This window comes from Paraliomyxa miuraensis (assembly GCF_026337845.1).
Lineage (GTDB): Bacteria > Myxococcota_A > Polyangia > Nannocystales > Nannocystaceae > Paraliomyxa > Paraliomyxa miuraensis.
The window spans coordinates 368,069-387,530 of record NZ_JAOVZF010000160.1; the positions used below are offsets into that span (position 1 = coordinate 368,069).

Below are 19,462 nucleotides of genomic sequence, written 5' to 3' on the forward strand. Positions count from 1 at the left end.
CGGCCGTCGACCGAGGCGCGCCGGACCCCGAAAAAGCCCTATTCTCTAGCTCCCTCCCCTTCCGGCGCTCCCGTTCGCTCATCCTCTCTTCCGCCTCCGCCTCCCCACTTCCCCTCGCCCTCCCATGGAGATCAACTACTGGGCCGGCACCGACGTCGGCCGCAAGCGCAGCGACAACGAGGACAATTTCCTCATCGACAAGCGACTCAAGCTGTTCGTGGTCGCCGATGGGATGGGAGGGCACGCCTCGGGCGAAATCGCCAGCGCGATGGCGGTGCACGGGATCCGCGAGATCATCGACCAGGAGCGCGACATCCTCGACGTCTACGACGACGACGATCCCAAGTCGCACGTGGAGGTCTGCACGCTGCTCGAGTACGCCGTGCACCACACCTGCGCCCAGATCTTCGAGAAGGCCCGCCGCGAGCCCGAGAAGCGGGGCATGGGCACCACCTTGGTGGTGCTGCTCATCATCGGCGCACGCGGATTCATCGCCTACGTGGGCGACAGCCGCATCTACCTGCTGCGCGGTGGGATCGTCTACCAGCTCACCGAGGACCACAGCCTGCGCAACGAGCTCATCCGCATGGGCAAGATCACCGCGGACGAGTTCGAGAGCAGCCCCTACGCCAACCTCAAGAACGCGATGACGCGGGCGGTGGGCGTGTACGAGAGCGTGGAGGTCGACACCCTCGACTTCGACATCATCCCCGGCGACGCGTTCCTGATGTGCTCGGATGGCCTCTACGAGTACCTCTCGGACGACGACATCGCCAACGCGCTGGCCCTGCCCAAGATCCGCGAGGTCCCGGGCATGCTCATCGACACCGCCAACTCGCGGGGCGGCAAGGACAACATCACGGCGGTGGTGGTGCAGGTCGCGGGCGACGACGGCGACGAGGGCCGCGCCGCCGACCTGAACCTCACGCTCGACACCCTCAAGAACGTGCAGCTGTTCCGGGAGCTGAGCTACCAGCAGCTGGTGCGGATCATCAACCTGTCGCGGCAGAGCGCGGTGGAGGAGGGGCAGGTGTTGTTCCACGAGGGGGAGCCTGGCGCGGAGCTCATGGTGGTGATCCGCGGCAGTCTGCAGATCACGCGCAACGGCGTGCCGGTCACCGAGCTGGGCGTGGGATCCCACCTGGGCGAGATGTCGCTCATCGACGCGGGACCGCGATCGGCAACCGCGACCATGGTCGAGGCGGGCAAGGTGCTCACCATCACCCGCGACGACTTCTACGAGGTGCTGCGCCGCGAGCCAGCCCTGGCCGTCAAGCTGCTGTGGAGCTTCGTCCGCGTGCTGGCCAAGCGGCTGCGCACCACCACGGCCGACCTCGCCGCGGCCCTCACTCACGCCGGCGCGCTCCCCCAGCCCGACGCATCGGACGAGGACACCATACGCGGTGCCATGACATCGAAGACCGAGCCCGCCCTCGACGCGCTCGAGCCCGATGCACCCGAGACCGATGAACCCGATGACGTGGTCGAGCTGCTCGAGGCCTCCGATGAGCTGATCGAGCTGGTCGACGTGTCCATCGAGCCCGCCGAGTTCGACGCGCTCGACGAACCGGACGACCTCGAGGAGCGCCCGACCGTGATCTCGGGGACCCTCGAGCCCTCGAGCGCCAGCGTACCGCCGGCCCGCAAGACGATCGTCGAGACCACCACCAAGGCACCCAGCGAGACCCCAGAGATCCCGCCTCCGACCACCAGCGCGCCCATTGCGCCGGGGTGGCGCCCGCCCAGCGGGCCCGTCAGGACGGCCGATGCCGTGGCCCCTCCAACCCCGCAGCCGCGGCCGCCCAGCGGGCCGAGCCCGCACTCGGCCACCGACGGACCGGCCCCCGCGGGCACTCGGCCGCGCCGACGCGGTCCCCAGGTCACCAAGCCCAGCCAGGCCGCCGCCTGGTCTCCCAGCTTGCAGCCCATGACCGGGGCCCCGGTCGTCTCGCCGCAGGCGCCCACCGCCCCGCTCGATGCCCCGCACCTTCGACCCAGGCCGGAGCGCGATGCCCCGCGCCCCAAGCTGCGAGCAGAGACCGCCCGTCAGCTGCCCACGCTGACCGATGGCGTCGGTCCCACCCCGCCCGTGGTGCCAGCCGTTCCCCCCGCCCCGGGCACGCCCGCGCCGCCCGTGGTGCCCATGACACCACCCCGCATCTCCGCGGCGCCCCCGGTCGACGTCCCCACCGCACGCGAGGAAGGCATCACCCAGCCGCTGACGCCCCCTGCCCCTCGGGTCCCGCCCCCACCGACCGTCGCGCGATCCAGGGACGCCGACCCCGACGATCCCTCCCCGAACGCCGGCGAGTCCGACGCATGAGCGACGCCCCCTCCGAACCCGCATTCGACCCCGCCCTCGACCCCGTGTGGGCCACGCTCGTCGAAGACGCCTGGAAGGCGCGCGAGGGCGCCGTGTGCCGCTACAGCGGATTTGCGGTGGGGGCCGTCCTGCAGGACGAGCATGGTCGTCGCTTCACCGGCGCCAACGTCGAGAACGCCAGCTACAACCTGGGTCTTTGCGCCGAGCGGGTGGCGCTCTACCACGCCATCACCCATGGCGCCGGTCGGATCGTCCACGTGGCCATCACCACCGAGGCCGTCGAGCCCACCTCGCCCTGCGGTGCCTGCCGGCAGGCGCTGTGGGAATTCGCTCCGGAGGCCGTGGTCTTGCTGGTCAATCGCACGGGCTGTCGCCAGGCGACCGTACGGGCGCTGCTGCCCGAGGGCTTCGATCACTCGGCGCTCGAGGCCACCGCACGCACCCAGGGCCACGAGCACGACACGAACGATCGCCCCCCGCGTTGACCCGCTGCCGGTCGGGCGCTTAGCCTGGGCGGCGATGCCCCGCTCGCCTCGTGCCCGTTCCCGCACGCTCCACGCGATGGTGCTGCTCGCCTCGAGCATGGTCCTCGGAGGCTGTCTCGATCCCTTCCCGCTCGAGCCCGAGGGCTGGCAGTACCGCGCCGTCGTACGCTGGACCAGCCACGGGATCCCCCACGTGCTGGCCGACGACGTGCCCAGCGCGATCTATGGGCAGGGCTACGCCTTCGCCCAGCTGAACGGCTGCGTGCTCGCCGACCAGGTGCTCAAGGTCCGCTCCGAGCGTGCCTCGTTCCTCGGCCCCGGAGACGACGAGGAGCACGTCCGCAGCGACCTGGTGCTCAAGTTCCTGAAGGTCTACGACAACGCCCAGGCCAACATCGACGAGCTCTCCGCTCGTGCCGCCGACGGCGACGCCAAGGCCGAGGAGCTGGTGGGGGTGCTCGAGGCCTACGTCGCCGGCTACAACGACTACATCGCCACCCACGGCGACGAGCTGCCCTGCGGGAGCGAGCCGTGGCTGCGGCCCATCAGCACCGTCGACCTCTTCGCACACTACGTGGAGCTCGGCATGCTGGCATCGAGCCGCCAGGCCCACGAATTCATCTGGGACACCAAGCCCCCGAGTTCGTCGTCCTCGCTCGAGCCCGGCGAGCCGCGTGCGGCCCTCGCCGACCTCCGCACCCACCGCCCCGGCAGCAACGGCTGGGGCATCGGCCGCGAGCGCTCCGCCAACGGCCACGGCATGCTCATGGCCAACCCGCACTTTCCGTGGGATGGCGAGCTCAAGCTCTACGAGAGCCACCTGCGCGTCCCGGGCCAGCTCGACGTCTACGGTGCGTCCCTCATGGGCGTGGTGGGCGTCCTCATCGGCTTCAACCCCGACGTCGCCTGGACCCACACCGTCTCGGACGGGCAGCGCCTCACCCTCTACAAGCTCGACGTCGATCCCAGCGATCCCACCCGCTACCTCTACGACGGCCAGTCGGTCCCCATGGAGGCCATCACCCACGAGGTCGACGTGCTCACGGAGGACGGATCGATCTCGACCGCATCCCACACGTTCTGGAGCACCCCCCACCACGGCCCCCTGGTCGCCCTGTCTCCGCTGATCTGGACGACCACGCAGGCGTTCGCGCTCCGCGACGCCAACGCGAACAACCAGCAGATGATCGCCCAATTCCTCGCCATGAACCGCGCCTCCGGCATGGACGGGCTGCAGGCGGCCCATGACGAGGAGCGCGGGATCCCGTGGGTCAACACCATCTCCGCCAGCCGCGACGGCCGGGCGTGGTACATCGACGCCACCCCCACCCCCAACCTGAGCCAGGAGGCCATCGACGCCTGGCTCGAGCTGCGCAAGACCGACTTCCTCACCATTGCGGTCGACGCCAACGGCCTGGTGCTCCTGCCCGGCAACAGCTCCATGTTCGCGTGGCAAGACGAGCCCGGCGCGCGCGAGCCCGGCCTGGTCCCGGTGACCGACGTGCCACGGATCGAGCGGGCCGACTTCGTGTTCAACGCCAACGACAGCCACTGGCTCTCCAACCCGCTGCAGCCCCTCGAGGGCTACTCCCCGCTGCACGGGTTCGAGCAGACCCCTCGGACTCCACGCACGCGCATGAACGCCGTCACCCTGCTCGACGAGGATCGCTCGATGTCCGGCGCCGACCACTCGTTCGATCTCGACGAGCTGCGCGCCGCCACGCTCTCCAACCGCGGGATCATGGCCGAGCTGCTGCGCGACGACGTGGTCGCCCGCTGCCAGGGCATCGCCTCGGTGGTGCTCGAGGACGGGCGCGAGGTCGAGCTCACGGAGGCGTGCGAGCTGCTGGCCGGCTGGGATCTCCGGCTCGACAACGACAGCGTGGGTGCGATCGTGTGGCGCGAATTCCTGGGGGACTACGAGAACGCCGAGCTCGTGGACGCGGGGCCGCTGTTCCGCGAGCCGTTCGATCCAGCCGATCCCGTCGCGACCCCCCGCACCCTCCGCGAGCCGCACGCCGATCCCAACGAGGATCGGATCCTCGCGGCGCTGGCCGGCGCGGTACTCCGCCTGCAGCGGGCGGGGCTGCCCCTCGATGCTCCGCTCGGCGAGACCCAGTACAACCTGCGCGCAGACCAGGTGATCCCCATCCACGGTGGAGGAGCCAGGGAGGGCGTCACGAACCTCATGCTCTTCGACACGCTCAAGACCACCGTGGGCAAGATCGAGCCGCCGGGCATCGTGATCAACCCGAGCACGTCGCTGACCAACCGCGGCTACCTGGTCAACTACGGCTCGAGCTTCGTCATGACCATGCGCTTCACCGACGAGGATCCCGAGGCCTACGCGTTCATCACCTACGGCCAGAGCGACGATCCCCGCTCGCCCTACTACACCGATCAGACCGAGCTGTTCTCGGCCAAGCAGTGGCGCAAGGTGCTCTACACCGAGGAGGACATCGAGCAGGATCCGCTCCTCGACGTGCAGGTGCTGTTCCGGTTTCCGGAGCCGTAGACCAACCCCGAGCGCCCGTCACCACACCTCACAGGTGTTGGCGGGGTGCATCGGCGTGCCCGGCTCGCAGGAGAACGCCTCCCAGAACGCAGGGAAGCTCGACAGCGGCCCGTTGACGCGAAAGCGGGCGTGCGAGTGCGTATCGGTCAGCACCAGCGCGCGCTCGGCCTCGGGCGTGGCGTGGGTGCACCAGATCTGCCCGTAGGACACGAACAGGAGCTGCTCGTTGGTCAGCCCCTCGACCATCGGAGCCTCGTCACCGCCGTGCTGCTGCGCCCACGCCTGGTACGCCCCGTGGGCCTGACGGATCCCGCCGAGGTCGGCGATGTTCTCGCCGAGGGTGAGCTTGCCGTTGAGCGGAACCCCGGGCTGGACCTCGTAGCCGCCATACATCGCCTCGACGCAGGCGGCACGTTCCTCGAAGCGCTCGACCACGTCGGCTCCCCACCACTCCGTCAATCGGCCCTCGCCATCGAACTTGCGGCCCGAGTCGTCGAAGCCGTGCGACAGCTCGTGCCCCATCACCATGCCGATGCCACCGAAGTTCATGGCCATCGGCCGCCCGGCATCGAAGAACGGCGGCTGCAGGATTCCGGCCGGGAACACCATCTCGTTGCGCGAGGGGCTGTAGTAGGCGTTGACGGTGGGCGGGGTCATGCCAAAGTGATCGGGGTCGACCTTCTGGCCGATCTCCGCGGCCCGATACTGCCACTCGAAGCGCCGCCCCTCCAGCACGTTGGCCACGTGCCCCGAGCCGACCGCCACCGCGCCGTAGTCTCGCCACTTGGCCGGATAGCCCACCTTGTTGACGATCGCGTGCATCTTCTCCAGCGCCCGCTGCCGCGTGGCATCGTCCATCCACGAGAGGCGCGGCAGGGCGTCGGCGAACGCCTGCTCGATGCGTGCGATCATGTCCGCCGCAATCGCCTTGCTGTCGCCCGAGAAGCGCTGCTCCACGAACTGCCGCCCCAGCACCTCGCCCAGCACCTCGTCGGTGGCCTCCACGCAGTGTCGCCACCGTGGCGTGGGTTCCTGCTGTCCCTGAAGGCGCTTGTCGTAGAGTTCGAAGTGCGCAGCGGCAATCGGTGCAGGAAGGTCCTGGGCGATCGCGTGCAGCAGATGCCACCGCAGGTAGGCCCGACGCGCGGGCGCCTTGGCCTTGGCCCACGCCCGCGCCATGCCCTCGAAGTAGCCGGGCGACGCCAGGTTGAGCGTCGACACGTCCTTGCGCCCCGCCGCCGAGAACCATGCGTCCCACACCAGCCCGGGTGTCAGCTTGGCGAGAGCGTCGCGTCGCAGCGGGTTGCGCTGCCGCTCGGGGTCGCGCATCTGATCGCGCGGAACGGTCGCGCGCGCGAGCTCGGTCTCGAGCGTCATCACCAATGCAGCGGCCTTCGCCGCATCGGGAGCACCTGCGGTCCCCAACACCAGCGCCACGTGGTCGACGTAGGCCTTGCGCAGCGCCTCGGCCTGCGGCCCCTCATCGAGGTAGTAGCTGCGATCGGGCAGACCGAGCCCGCCCTGCAGCAGGTGCACGACGTTGATCGTGGGATCGTCGAAGTCCGGGTCCACGTCGACCCGGAATAGCGGATTGGCCCCCACCTGCTGCAGCTCGGCCACCACCGTCATGAACGCGGCCGGGGTGCGGGCCGCATCGATCTTCGCCAGCAGCGGCTGCAGGCCCGTCAGTCCTGCGGCCGAGGCAGCGCCCTCGTCCATGCAGGCGGCATAGAAGCGACCGAGCTTGGCGCGCTCGCCCTCGGCCTTGGGATCGGCCGCCGCCTTCTCGAGGATCGTGCGCATGGCCTCCTTGTTGGCATCGCGCAGCTCGTGGAAGCGCCCAAAGCGCGGCTGGTCGGCCGGCATCGGCGTCTCGTCGAGCCACTGGCCGCACGCATAGCGATAGAAGTCCGCGCAGGGATCGGCCGCCTCGTCCATGATCGCGAGCACCTGCGTGCTCGAGGCGGAATCGATCGACGACGTGGGCGGCGGGTCGGCCACGGGCTCGGTGACCTTCACCGGATCGACCAGCGGTGGCTCGTCGGTGACCTTGCACCCCGCCACGCCAAGCCCCAGCCACAACACCGTTCCCACGCCACGAGCGGTCTGCATCGGCCGCGCAGGATGCCACGGCCGCGTCACGGGACGCGAGGACATCGCGCACGCGCGGGCGGTGGCCGGCGGCGAAACATCACGCAGCCTAGGCCGACTGCTGCTCGCGAATGATGCTCTCCGCCAGGTCCGGCACGACCTCCCAGACGATCCGCTCGATCACCTCGCGGCTCAGGGACGCGATGGCCTCGGCAACCCTGGGATCGACTCCACCCGACGAAGCGGCGGCCTGGATCCGCGCGACCATTCCCGGCGTCGGTGAATCGGCCGCGGTGAACGGAATCGGAATCGCGATCGGGATGGATCCGGGGGCTGCGGACGAAGTCATCGCAGCCGCGGGCGCAGCCGATCGAGCCGGAGGCGTCGCTGTGCGCGGAGTGGGCGTCGCGGCCGCGGCCGCCGGCTGACGCGGCGCTCGCTGCGGCGGGGCTGCCACGGCTGGCGTTGGGGCCGGCGTTGGCGCCGGTGCCGGCTGGCGCGGGGTTCGAGCCGGAGCGGCCGGCGTGGTCGCGGCCGTCGTGGGTGGCGGCGTCGGCGACGGCATGCCCATCTGCGTCCGGTTGTTCGGACGCACGCGCTTGCTCGTGCCCGACTGCGAGGCCGCGGGCTCGGCCGCAGCCACCGAGACCTTGGCCGGGGCCTTGCCCTTCACCGCGGCGACCTTGTCGATGAGCTCCTGGGAATCGAACGGCTTGCTGATCCAGCCATCGCCACCCACGGCGGCGATCTTGGCCTCGTCCACCGGCGCCTGGTTGCTCACCAACATCAGCACGGGGATCCCAGACGTGGCCGGATCCGACTTCAACGCTCGGCAGACGTCATAGCCCGAAGGCTCGCCGGCTGCGAGGTTGGCATCGACCAGGACCACGTCGGCGCCCAACTGCTTGGCACGCGCAACGGCATCCGAGCCCTTGCTGACCGACGTCACATCGGCATCCTCGGCGGCGAACGTAATCTTGATCGCCAGCCGCATCGTCTTACTGTCGTCGATCGCGAGGATCTTCGTAGGCATGGAAGAGAGGCTCCTGGGCTAAGGCAGGCGTACCATGGCGATCGTGAGCCGGTCAACGAAGGGGCCTTCTCGAACCGGCGGCAAGGCGCCCCTGATCCTCGCGCCCGTGGGCCTGCCGGACCAGCCCGCCCTGCTGCCCACCCGCGAGTCGGACCGCCTGACCGCGCTCGTCGACCGACTGACCGCCGATGTGGTGCTCCGCCACGCCACGGGCCGGCGCGTCCTCGATCTGGGCCGAGGCTCACCCGAGGTCACCGATTGGGTCGGACCCCGCGTCGACCACCTCTCCGTCGTCGATGCGGTCGATCTGGGCCGCGGAGCGGCCATTGGTCTGCCCCTGCCCGATGCCTCGTTCGACTGCGTCTACTCGTTGCGCACCTTGCCCCACCTGGGACACGACGCCAGGAGCTCGCAGACGGCCCTCGAATCGGCCCTCACCGAGGTGGGCCGCGTCCTGACGCCCGGAGGCGTGGCGGTGCTGGGGCTCGACAACGCCCGTAGCCCGATCGGCCTGTTCCATGGGCTGCGTCACCTCGCTCGCCGGCAGAGCAGCACCTCGCTGGTGGTCGACTCGCCACGCGGGCTGACCCGCTTCGACGTGCTCTCACGGGTCACCGAGCGCCTTCCGCCCACCCTCACGCCCGTCGACCTCCACGGGGTGCGGGTGGTCGTGGCCTCGCCGCACCTGCTCGCCGTGCCGCTGCTGGGGCGGCTCCTCGCCGGGCTCGAGTGGCGCGCGCGCGATCAGCCCGTGATCCGCCGCCTCGCGGCCCACCTGCTCATGGTGCTTCGCCGCCCCATGCCCCCGCACCGGCCCAACCCTGGATCTGGCCCCCAGCTCGGCTCTGGCTCTGGCTCTGGCTCTGGGCCTGGCCCCGCACCCTTCCCACGGTCGGCACCCCGGCAGTAGGGTGACCAATGGTGACCACGTTGCAGGCTCAAGCGCGACACGCCCGGATCCTCGTCGTCGATGACGAGCCGAGCATGCGCGAGCTCCTCACCATCTGCCTGCGCCGGGCCGGGCACGAAGTCGAGGCCGTCGAGGGCGGGGCCTTGGCGCTCGAGCGCCTCGATGCGCGACCGTTCGACCTGGTGATCACCGATCTGACGATGCCCGGCGTGGATGGGCTCGAGCTGCTGCGCCGGGTGATCGCCAGGCCCGAGCCTCCGCTGGTCATCATGATCACCGCCTTTGCCACCACCGCGACCGCGGTCGAGGCGATGAAGCTCGGCGCCTACGACTACCTCACCAAGCCGTTCGAACTCGACGAGATCCAGGTCGTGGTCATGCGCGCGCTCGAGCGCGTCGACCTCGGCTCGGAGAACCAGCGCCTGCGCGACGAGCTGCGCGGCGTATGGCGTCTCGAGGGCATGGTGGCGCGATCGACCGCGATGCAGCGGGTCTTCGAGCTGGTGCGCCGCGTGGCGCCCACCCGCACCAACATCCTCATCCGCGGCGAGTCGGGCACCGGCAAGGAGCTGGTGGCCCGAGCCCTGCACAGCCTGTCCGACCGCGTCGATGGCCCGTTCGTGGCGATCAACTGCGGCGCCATCCCCGAGAGCCTGATGGAGTCCGAGCTGTTCGGGCACGTCAAGGGTGCGTTCACCGGGGCCGCGGGCCCCCGCGACGGCGTGTTCGTGGCGGCCCGCGGCGGCACCCTGTTCCTCGACGAGATCGGCGACCTCAGCCTCCCCATGCAGGTCAAGCTGCTGCGCGCGCTCCAGGAGCGCACGATCCGACCCGTCGGAGGCGATCACGAGTTCCCCGTCGACTGCCGCGTGGTCACGGCCACCAACCGCGACCTCGAGGCGGCGATCGAGGCCGGAGAATTCCGCAGCGACCTCTACTTTCGTCTCGACGTGGTCTCGGTGGTGCTCCCCCCGCTGCGCCATCGGCCCGAGGACGTCACCCCGCTGGTCGAGCGCTTCTTCGAACGCCTCAATCGCGAGCTGGGACGAGAGCTGCGGGGGATCACCCCCGAGGCGATGGAGTGGTTCCTGCGACACGACTACCCCGGCAACGTCCGCGAGCTCGAGAACCTCGTCGAGCGTGCAGTGGCGCTGGAAGGGAGCACCATGCTCACCGCGGCCAATCTGCCCGAGCACGGCACCACCCACGCGTCGCCGACCCCCACGGCCCCCTTCGAGCTGCCCGAGGATGGCCTCGACCTCGATCAGGCCGTGGCCGACCTCGAGAGGCACCTCATCTCGGCCGCCTTGCGGCGGACCCGCGGGGTGCGCAAGGAAGCCGCCAAGCTGCTCAAGATCACCTTCCGCTCGCTGCGCTACCGGCTCGAGAAGCTCGGGATCCAGGTCGCATCCGGATCCGACGGCGACGGCTGAACGCGCCGAACCGCGCTCAGAACGTAGTCCATAGGGGGTAAAGTGCGCTCCTTCGGTGACGAACCACGGCACGGTGACAATTCTCGGCACCCCAGCTCGTCGAATTCTTGGCCATGGAGCGTCATGGATCCGTCCTTTCGCCGCCAAGCCCCCAGGCTTGCGTCGACTCCCAGAGCTGGCACGGAATCTGCTGAGCAGGGCGGCGTGCTGCGCCCGAGCCCGAGCCCGACCCGTCGAGCCCCTCGCGCGTCGTACGGTTTCACCCTCATCGAGCTGATGACGGTGATCGTGATCCTCGGCGTGCTCGCGGCGGTGGCGATCGCGGCCTACTCCCGCAACGTGCGCAACGCCCACAAGACCGAGGTCATCTCCGACCTCTCCAACCTCGCGCTGCGCCAGCGCAGCTTCCGTGCCGTGCAGGGGCACTACGCCAGCACCACCAACTGCGAGGGGCCCGGCTGTACCTACCCGCTGGCCACCAACATCCAGCTCGAGCACGGCCCCATCGCCTGGGACGTGTCGGCGGGCGAGTACACGCTGGCCGGCCAGGGCGACGCCGAGTACTTCCGCGGCGGTGGTGCGCTGCACGGCTTCGATGCGCTGCGCTTCCTCCCCGACGGCGGCAACTCCTGGTGCGGCTACGCGACGATCTCGGGGCACGGCACCGACTCGTCCGACCCCGCCACGGCCGACGAGCCCCCCTCCGACACGCTGGCCAACCAGGTGTTCCCCGCGGGCTCCGACGCCTACTTCGCGCGCGACTGGTTCTACAGCTACGCGCTGTGCGACTTCGACTTCGACGGACAATACTGGGCGTTCACCTCGACCCACTACGAGGACGAGGTGCACTACGGCACCGACCAGACCGGGACCTACCGGGAGAACGAGTAACGAGACATTCCAACTTCGAGGGGTGAGGACACCTCTCCGAACGACGACGGCCGGGACGGCAACGACGGGAACGACGAAAGGACGACGAGACGATGTACGTGAACATCGACAAGTGGAAGAAGGCACGCGGCTTTACCCTCATCGAGCTGATGATCGTGGTCGCGATCCTGGGCATCTTGGCGGCAATCGCCATTCCGGCCCTGACCAAGTACATGCGGCGCAGCAAGACCAGCGAGGCGCGGGTACAGATCGCCAAGCTGTTCGATGCGGCATCGGCTTACTTCAACGAAGAGCACGTCGATCGCGGCCAGGTGCAGGTCATCGGCGCCGGCGGTGCCATCTCCGCCCTCGCCCCGCACCGCTGCCCGCACCGAGTGGGTGAGGAGACGGGCCAGAGCCAGGCCGACGTCACGCCGGACTTCGCTATCGACTGCAACGACGGGCCCGGTGGTCGCTGCGTGCCCGCGCAGGGCGGCGGTGGTCCGGGCTACTACGACATGACCGACTGGGCCGACAACCCGGTGTGGAACGCCCTGAACTTCCAGCAGGAGCAGGCGCACTACTTCCACTACAACTTCCAGGCCAGCAACTCGGGCGCGGGCTTCGGCTCGTGTCAGTTCACCGCGCAGGCGTTCGGCGACCTCGACGCCGACCTGGTCTACTCGACCTACGAGCGCTCGGGTGCAGCCGACGAGAACGGCGTGAACGCGGCGGCGGGCCTCTACATCGACCAAGAAGTCGAGTAGTCCCCACCAGCGGACGACCGCGGCCCACTACGGCCCGCGGCAACGAAGGCCCCTTCGGGGGCCTTCTCCTTTTGGTTGCTGCGCTATCCTCTTGCTCATCATGCGCCCAAGCTCCCTCGGCGTGCCGCTGCTGCTCGCAGGCCTCGTGGCTGCCACGAGCCTCGTGCACGACCGCGTGGACGAGCGCCGGGCCGCGCTGCCACCCGGGCACGAGGTCGCGGTGCTGCCCACTCCTCGCACGCTCGAGGTGATGAGCCTGGGCTACCGCGAGGCGATCGCCGACCTGGTCTGGGTTCGTGCGCTGGTGTTCGCGGGCGAGAACCTCGGCCACACCGACACCGTCATGGTCGAGCGCTACGTCTGGGCCATCTCCGCCCTCGCCCCCCGCTTCCACCGCCCCTATCTGTGGGGGGGCATCACCGCGATCTACGGAGGCGCGGGCAAGATCGATCGCACGATGGTGCAGAGCGCCTCTCGGATCTATCGCGCGGGGCTACGGCGCTTCCCCGAGAGCCACGAGCTGCTCTACGCACACGGCATGCTGCTGACCCATCAAGTGGGCTCGACCCCCGGCTTCTCCCCGGCCGAGAAGGAGGCGCTGCAAGCCGAGGGCATCGAGCTCATCCGCAAGGCAGCCGCCCACGGTGCCGACCCCCTGGTGCGGCGCTATGCCGCGACCCTCATCACCGAGCACGCCACCGATCAGCTCGCGATCCAGTTCCTCGAGAGCCAGCTGGTCGAGGCCGAGGACGAGGCCCACCGCCGCCTGCTCCGCCTCAAGCTCGGCGGTTTGGTCGGCCGCGAAGGCGTCGAGCGCCTCGAGCGGCTCCGCGAGGCCTTCGTCGCCGAGCAGCAGCGCGTGGCTCCCTACGTGCCCGACTCGCTCTACGCGGTCATCCGCGCCGAGGCCAGCCCGCTGTCCCCTGCCCCGGGTTCCAGCAACGACTTCGGGTCAGGGGACTAGCCGCCCTTGACCGTCGCCGTCTGACCGTCGCCCACCGAGACCGTCTCGGTCGCGGGAGCTCGCCCGGCCCAGGTGAACTTGATGGTGTGCTTGCCCGGCGTGACCATGACCTTCATCAGCGGCGTGGTCCCCACCGACTTGCCGTCGACGGTGACCTTGGCCGGAGGCACGCCCGGCTTGGTCCCGATGCGCAGCGTGGCCGTCTTGGCCGCGGTGGGCTTGGGTCGGCTGCCCCCGCCGCGCTTCTTCTTGGTGCTCGACGAGCTGCTGCCGCCGTCGTTGGTCTCCGGTGGAGGATCGGCCTTGGCAACGACCTCGGCGCCCTTGACCAGGGTGACCTTGACCACCTGCGTCGGCTCACCGGTGAACGTGATGGGCTGACGCAGCGAGGTGTAGCCCGGCGCGCTCACCTGCACCTCGTAGGCCACATCGGGCTTGCGCACCACCGGGAGCTGGCCCCCGTTGGTGCCCGTTCCGATCACCTGGTCACCCGACATCACGCTCGCGGTGGCCTCGGCCGGCACCAGCTCGAACGAGAGCTTGACCGCCTTGGGCTGCAGTGCAATGGGCGGGACGTTGAGGCCGGCATCGGGGACGTCGACCTCGGTCTCGAAGTCGAGGTGCGTGTCGTGGGTGATCTTGATCTTGTGCTTGCCCGGTGAGACCGAGGTGACGAACGGCGACGCACCCGAGAGCTCCTTGCCGTCGACCGCGACCTTGGCGTCGGTGGGCGTGACCTGGATGGACAATGCCCCCATGGCGGTGCCCTTGCCGTCGCCGTCCTTGCCACCGCCGTCCTCGGCGACGGATCCGCCGCCCTTGCCGCCCTTGTCCTTGAGCATCACGTAGATGCCCCCGAACGCGGCGCCGAACAGCACCAGGAGCGCGAGCACGATGATGACGATCGGACCCACGTTGGACTTGCGCGGGCGATCGTCGTAGTCGAACCCCATGCCGGGAGGCGGGGGCATGGCGGGACCCGCCCCGCTGGGCACCATGCCCGGGGCCCCGCCCATCATTCCAGGCGCCATGGGGAAGCCGGGCATCGAGCCCTGATTGCCGAACCCGGGGGCCATGGGCCCTTGCCCCGGCATCTGCGGCTGCATGCCCGGAGCGCCCATCCCCATCATGCCAGGGGCCGCGGGCATCCCCCCACCCGGGATCTGGTGGGCCGGGTGGGCCTGAGCCTGCATGGCCTGCGCCTGCATGGCCTGCATGGCCTGCGGCGCCATCATGTCGCCCGGCACCATGGTCATGCCCTTGTCGGGGGCCGCGTCGGCCGACGCGGCCATGGGCGCGGGTGCCGGCGCCGGCATGGGCAAGGCCGACGGCATCGGCCGAGCACCGAGCTCGACCTTGGTGGGTACGCTGGAATCGGTGCCCGCGTCGTCGTCCTTGCCGGCCTCCTTGCCGTCGTCGTCGAACAGTCGGGTCTCGAGCTCGTCGTCGTCCCAGTCGAAGTCGGAGCCCGGAGTGGCCGCGTAGTTGGAGGTGGCCTTGGCCTTGGGCTTGCTGGCCCCCTTGGGCTTGGGCAGCTCGATGGCCGGCTTGTTGATGAGCGAGCCCACCGGGATGGTCGGCGGATCGATGGGCGGCTCCGCGGCGCGCCCCGGTGGCTTGGGCTTGCCACCCGGCGGCGGCGGGAGGTTGCGCGACGTGGTCATGACCATCGTCTTGCGCTTGGGTGCCTTCTTGCCGTCGGCCCCCGGTGGGGCGGGCGGACCCGCGGCACGGCCCCCAGGGGGGGGTGGAGGCGGGCGACCGCCCGAGGGGGGCGGGGGCGGACGACCACCACCGGTGGCCTTGCCGCGACCGTTGGGCTTGAACTGCTCGGGACGAAGGTCGGCCTGAGCCGCCGCCTTCTCCTTCTCCTGCTCGATCTCCCGGTGGTAGTTCTCCCGCATCCACGCCGCGAGGTCCTTGCGGCTGTAGAACAGGCCCTGCGCGAACATGAACGCCTGCAGCTCGTCGTGCAGCTCGATGGCGGACTGGTAGCGCTGCTCGGGCTCGCGGGTGAGCGCCTTGAAGATGATGTTCTCGAGCGGCTTGGGGATGTTGGGGTTGACCTGAGTGGGACGCGGGACGTCGACCGCTCGCACCTTCTCGAGCGTGGCGAAGTCGGTCTCGGCCTGGAACAAGCGCTGGCCGACGAGGATCTCGAACAACACCACGCCCACCGAGAACACGTCGCTGCGGCGATCCAGCGGCATGCCGCGGACCTGCTCGGGGGACATGTAGCCGAATTTGCCCTTGAGGATGCCGGCCTGGGTACGGGACGCTCGGCCGGCCGCCTTGGCCACACCGAAGTCGATGAGCTTCACCTCGCCCTCGAACGACACCAGGATGTTGGGCGGGCTGACGTCGCGATGGACGATCGAGAGCGGGCGGTTGTACTTGTCCTTCTTGTTGTGCGCGTAGTCGAGGCCCTCGCAGATCTTCATGATGATGTAGCAGGCCTGGGCAACCGGCATCGGCTGCCCCATCTGCTGCGCACGCTGGAAGATCGCGCGAAGGTCTCGACCGGCGACGTACTCGAGGGCGATGTAAAAGCTGTCCTGCTCGTTACCCAGGTTGTAGATCTGGGCGATGTTGCCGTGGTTCAGCTGGACGGCGATCTTCGCCTCGTCCTTGAACATGGCGATGAACTCGTCGTCCTCGGCGACATGGGGCAAGATGCGCTTGACCGCAACGGTGCGCTCGAAGCCCTCGACCCCGTACTCCTTGGCCTTGTAGACCTCGGCCATGCCGCCGACGCTGACGCGCTCGAGCAGCAGATACGGTCCGTACTGCGTAGGAAGGTTCACCGGCGGCTCCGGACGGCCCGCTTGGGCCCGCGGCGGGGAAGACTCGTCCCCGCGTGCTTGGGTCCTCGTGGACCGGTCAGCAGTATAACGAGAAAGTCGGCCGGTTTAGCCGACCCTGCGGATCCCGCCACCCGGCGCGACGAATCGGCGGCTGCCACGCGCTTGGGCCCGGGGCGGGGCGGGCATCGAGGGGCCTGGGGTGCGCGCAACGGGGACAAAACGAGCCCGATGATACACTCGGAGGCGAAGTCATGCCGAATTCGGGAGACGCAGACCCCAGTGACCCGCTCCGCGGCGTTGGATCCCGCGGTGCGACGCCACTTTCGCCCTCCGAGGGCAGCCGGGGACCCGCGGAGGTCTCCGGCACCGCCGGGGCCGAGGCAGCCAGAGCGACGGACTCGGTGTCGGGATCGCCTGATCTCGATGCGATCGCCTCCGGGCTCGCCGCCGGCAACCTCGACCTCCCCGCGGCCCGAAGTCAGCTCATCGAGCGAGCCGTGCGGGCTCAGCTTCCGCCCAATGCGTCACCGGCCACGATTGCCGCGATACGCGCGGAGGTCGAGGCGCTCCTCCACGACGACCCGAGGCTGGAGCGCCTGCTGCGGCCCTAGCGACGGCCCGAACCCTCGTGCAGGTGGACGCTCGTCCAGGCCCGGACGCCGAGGCTATCCCGCCGCGCGCGTGGGGGTGAGCAGCTCGCGAACCTCGGGCTCGACCGCGAGGTGATGGGTGTCGAACCGGCGCAGGGCATCGAGCAGGATCTGCACCCGCTCGGGGGGCTTGAGCCGTCGGTCGATGATCACCCGGTACTCCCCACGCACGCGACACAAGCCGCCCGTGTTCTGGACCAGGCCCGCCATCGGCTCATAGCTCACGCGCACCGATAGCGCCTCGGCGAGGCGCTCCAACGCCTCGAGCTGCTGCTGCACCTTCATCGATCACCTACGCGGCCCTTGGCGACGCGCGGGAAGCTTGCCGCAACGCCGACGCGAAGCAAAGGCCATGTCGAGGGAGAAAGTGGATCGATCTGGCGGTTCGGCGTGGTGATCGCCGGATCCAATGGAGCGATCCGAAGCGATCCCACCACGATGGATCGCGGCGCGTGGTGATCCAGCGTGGCGATCTCCTGCGACGATCTCGATCGGTCCGATCGCATCCTTCGATCGCCCAAGCGCCCTCGCCTCGAGCGCCTCGGCCCTCGGATGGCCAGCCGGATCCCTACTCGGAGATCTCGGCGCTCTCGGCCACGGCCGAGGCCACCGGAAGGGTGAAGGAGATCGCCGTCCCCCGCCCCGGCTCGCTCTCCGCCCAGACCTCGCCGCCATGCGCCACCACGAGGTTGCGCACGATCGAGAGCCCCAGGCCGGCGCCGCCGTAGGCCCTCGTGGACCCCTGGTCGACCTGATAGAACGCCTCGAACACCCGACCGAGCTGCTCGGGAGCGATGCCGATCCCCGTGTCGCGCACGGTGATCCGCACCGCATCGGGATCTTCCTCGCCGAACAGGGTCTCCTCCTGGAAGGGCCGCCGGATCGGTGCCATGCAGGCTTCCACGGTCACGTGCCCCCCGGCGGGCGTGAACTTGATCGCGTTGCCGAGCAGGTTGACCAGCACGCGCTGGATCTTCTCACCGTCGACCACCACGCGTGGTATCGGCACCTGGGCGTGGGACAGGTGCAGCTCGATGCCCGCCTGCTCGGCCGCGAGCCGCACGGCATCGAGCGCGCGGACCAGCAGCTCCGGCACCGAGTGCGCCTGCAGGCTCAGTCGAACCGAGCCGCCCTCGAGCTGCGACATCTCGAGCAGATCGGTGATGAGCGACAGCAGCTCCTCGCCGCGGTGGTGGATGGTGTCGACGTACTCGCGTTGCTCTTCGTTGAGCGGACCCGCAAGCCCCTCGAGCAGCATCTCGGAGAACCCGATCACCGAGGTCAGCGGAGTGCGCAGCTCGTGCGAGACGGTGGCCAAGAAGTTGCTCTTGAGCTTGTCGAGCTGGCGCAGGTGCTCGACTGCGCGCTGCAGCTCGGCGTTTCGGTGGGCGAGCTCCTCGTGCGACTCCTCGCTGGCAGCAAGGTGGACCTGCGAGGTGATCCAGGCGGCAAACGAGGACTGCAGCAGCTGCCCCAGCACTCCTGCCACCGCATCGCACAGCCGCGGCTCGATGGCCCCTCCCCCTTCGGTGCGACGGGCCACCACGAGCACCGCCACCCGCTCGGCTCCGGCGAACAGCGGGCGAACCTCGAAGCGATAGCTCGTGCGGGCGGCGGCGCCGGGCTCGGATGCGTCCGGCGGCCTGGGGCCTTCGAGCCCGAAGCTGCGATCGCCCCCGCGCCGCAGGGCGGTGAGCGCCTCCGGGGGCAGCGTGTCCCAGCGGGTGAGCACGCCGCCGGGTCGGCTGGCCACCGCGTAGGCCGGCCCGTCGTCGCGGAACACGGCCAGGCCCTCCACCCCGCCGGCCACGAATGCGGCGAGACAGCGCGAGGCATCGGCCTCGGACAGCAGCTCGTCGAGGGCGGGCTTGCGATCGGCCACCCCGAAGGAGATCGCCGGCAGCGTCACGGAGTGGCTCCTCCCAGCGCGTGCGACAGGCTCTCCACGACGTCGTCGTGCTCGACGCCGAAGCGCTCCTGGAAGCCGTAGCGACGCTCGAGCTTGCGCCACGACTGCGAGAACAGCCCGAGGAAGGTCTCGGCCACGCCGTCGCCGCGCAGCGCCACGGCGGTGTAGACCGGCTCGCTGCCCTTGGCGCGAATGCGAGCGACCTCCTCGTCGGTGCGGATCCCCGGAAGGTCGCGCTTGTTGAGCTGGATGACCATGCCCAGCTCGCTCATGACGATGCCGTTGTCGAGCAGGTTGGCGCGGAGGTTGGCGAAGCTCTCGTTGTTGGCCCGCGTCTGGCTCACGCGCGAGTCGGCCACGAACGCCACGCCGTCGGCCCCCTGCAGCACGATCTTGCGGGTGGTGTTGTGGATGACCTGGCCGGGAACGGTGAAGAGCTTGACCCGCAGCGACAGGCCTCCCCGCACCGACAGCCGCAGCGGCAGCAGATCGAAGAACAGCGTGCGGTCGTCCCGGGTGTTGAGCGTCACCAGCTCGCCGTCGGTGTGCCCCTGCATGCGACGGTGGAGCTGGATGAGGTTGGTCGTCTTCCCGCTCAGCGCGGGCCCGTAGTAGACCAGCTTGATCGTCAGCTCCCGCCGGGACATGTCGATGAAGGCCATGGCGCGTCCTTGCCCCGTCGGGCGAGAGCTTACCAGCCCACGAGCC

At 69.7% G+C, this 19,462-nt stretch carries 15 protein-coding genes; 9 read left to right on the plus strand and 6 right to left on the minus strand.

Going from position 1 to position 19,462, the window contains the following annotated elements; genetic code table 11:
* Window positions 1-124 precede the first annotated feature (124 nt).
* The 3 genes from OEB96_RS34810 to OEB96_RS34820 are packed head-to-tail and all read left to right on the plus strand — an operon-like array spanning window position 125 to window position 5,323.
* Window positions 125-2,323 (plus strand): cyclic nucleotide-binding domain-containing protein, encoded by a 2,199-nt coding sequence (locus tag OEB96_RS34810; protein WP_266221163.1) that lies wholly within the window; start codon window positions 125-127, stop codon window positions 2,321-2,323.
* Window positions 2,320-2,808 (plus strand): cytidine deaminase, encoded by a 489-nt coding sequence (gene cdd, locus OEB96_RS34815; protein ID WP_266221164.1) that lies wholly within the window; start codon window positions 2,320-2,322, stop codon window positions 2,806-2,808. Before OEB96_RS34810 ends, cdd begins: the two co-directional genes overlap by 4 nt.
* Window positions 2,809-2,842: 34 nt before the next feature.
* Window positions 2,843-5,323: a penicillin acylase family protein gene (locus OEB96_RS34820; RefSeq protein ID WP_266221165.1), complete on the plus strand. Its 2,481-nt coding sequence runs from the start codon at window positions 2,843-2,845 to the stop codon at window positions 5,321-5,323.
* A gap of 18 nt (window positions 5,324-5,341) precedes the next feature.
* Here the strand turns inward: OEB96_RS34820 and OEB96_RS34825 are convergent, their stop codons facing one another.
* Both OEB96_RS34825 and OEB96_RS34830 read right to left on the minus strand, forming a co-directional pair.
* Window positions 5,342-7,435: a M13 family metallopeptidase gene (locus OEB96_RS34825; protein ID WP_266221166.1), complete on the minus strand. Its 2,094-nt coding sequence runs from the start codon at window positions 7,433-7,435 to the stop codon at window positions 5,342-5,344.
* Between the two features lie 88 nt (window positions 7,436-7,523).
* Window positions 7,524-8,447: a response regulator transcription factor gene (locus tag OEB96_RS34830; RefSeq protein WP_266221167.1), complete on the minus strand. Its 924-nt coding sequence runs from the start codon at window positions 8,445-8,447 to the stop codon at window positions 7,524-7,526.
* A gap of 43 nt (window positions 8,448-8,490) precedes the next feature.
* Between OEB96_RS34830 and OEB96_RS34835 the strand changes: the two genes are divergently transcribed.
* The 5 genes from OEB96_RS34835 (at window position 8,491) to OEB96_RS34855 (ending at window position 13,391) form a co-directional block, all read left to right on the plus strand.
* Complete coding sequence (locus OEB96_RS34835) at window positions 8,491-9,357, plus strand: class I SAM-dependent methyltransferase (protein WP_266221168.1); 867 nt, start codon at window positions 8,491-8,493, stop codon at window positions 9,355-9,357.
* An 8-nt stretch (window positions 9,358-9,365) separates the two neighbouring features.
* Complete coding sequence (locus tag OEB96_RS34840; RefSeq protein WP_266221169.1) at window positions 9,366-10,790, plus strand: sigma-54-dependent transcriptional regulator; 1,425 nt, start codon at window positions 9,366-9,368, stop codon at window positions 10,788-10,790.
* 123 nt (window positions 10,791-10,913) lie between these two features.
* A complete protein-coding gene (locus tag OEB96_RS34845) occupies window positions 10,914-11,681 on the plus strand; it encodes a type IV pilin protein (protein ID WP_407674724.1) in 768 nt (255 codons plus the stop codon).
* Window positions 11,682-11,773: 92 nt separating this feature from the next.
* Window positions 11,774-12,427, plus strand: a complete 654-nt coding sequence (locus tag OEB96_RS46475; protein ID WP_323137465.1) for a type IV pilin protein — start codon at window positions 11,774-11,776, stop codon at window positions 12,425-12,427.
* A 100-nt stretch (window positions 12,428-12,527) separates the two neighbouring features.
* Window positions 12,528-13,391 (plus strand): hypothetical protein, encoded by an 864-nt coding sequence (locus tag OEB96_RS34855; protein WP_266221171.1) that lies wholly within the window; start codon window positions 12,528-12,530, stop codon window positions 13,389-13,391.
* On the opposite strand, the gene OEB96_RS34860 is transcribed toward OEB96_RS34855, so the two are convergent.
* On the minus strand, window positions 13,388-16,195 hold the full coding sequence (locus OEB96_RS34860; RefSeq protein WP_266221172.1) for a serine/threonine-protein kinase: 2,808 nt from the start codon (window positions 16,193-16,195) through the stop codon (window positions 13,388-13,390). The two genes, OEB96_RS34855 and OEB96_RS34860, sit on opposite strands and share 4 nt — an antisense overlap.
* A gap of 401 nt (window positions 16,196-16,596) precedes the next feature.
* Between OEB96_RS34860 and OEB96_RS34865 the strand changes: the two genes are divergently transcribed.
* Window positions 16,597-16,806, plus strand: a complete 210-nt coding sequence (locus OEB96_RS34865; RefSeq protein WP_266221173.1) for a hypothetical protein — start codon at window positions 16,597-16,599, stop codon at window positions 16,804-16,806.
* A gap of 54 nt (window positions 16,807-16,860) precedes the next feature.
* Here OEB96_RS34865 and OEB96_RS34870 read toward each other — a convergent pair whose 3' ends face one another.
* From OEB96_RS34870 to OEB96_RS34880, 3 genes are all read right to left on the minus strand, one after another.
* Window positions 16,861-17,130, minus strand: coding sequence for a hypothetical protein (locus tag OEB96_RS34870; RefSeq protein ID WP_266221174.1), 270 nt, complete (start codon window positions 17,128-17,130; stop codon window positions 16,861-16,863).
* Between the two features lie 283 nt (window positions 17,131-17,413).
* Window positions 17,414-18,754 (minus strand): sensor histidine kinase, encoded by a 1,341-nt coding sequence (locus OEB96_RS34875; RefSeq protein ID WP_266221175.1) that lies wholly within the window; start codon window positions 18,752-18,754, stop codon window positions 17,414-17,416.
* A complete protein-coding gene (locus tag OEB96_RS34880; RefSeq protein WP_266221176.1) occupies window positions 18,751-19,416 on the minus strand; it encodes a GTP-binding protein in 666 nt (221 codons plus the stop codon). The genes OEB96_RS34875 and OEB96_RS34880 overlap by 4 nt, the downstream gene beginning before the upstream one ends.
* Window positions 19,417-19,462: the final 46 nt, after the last annotated feature.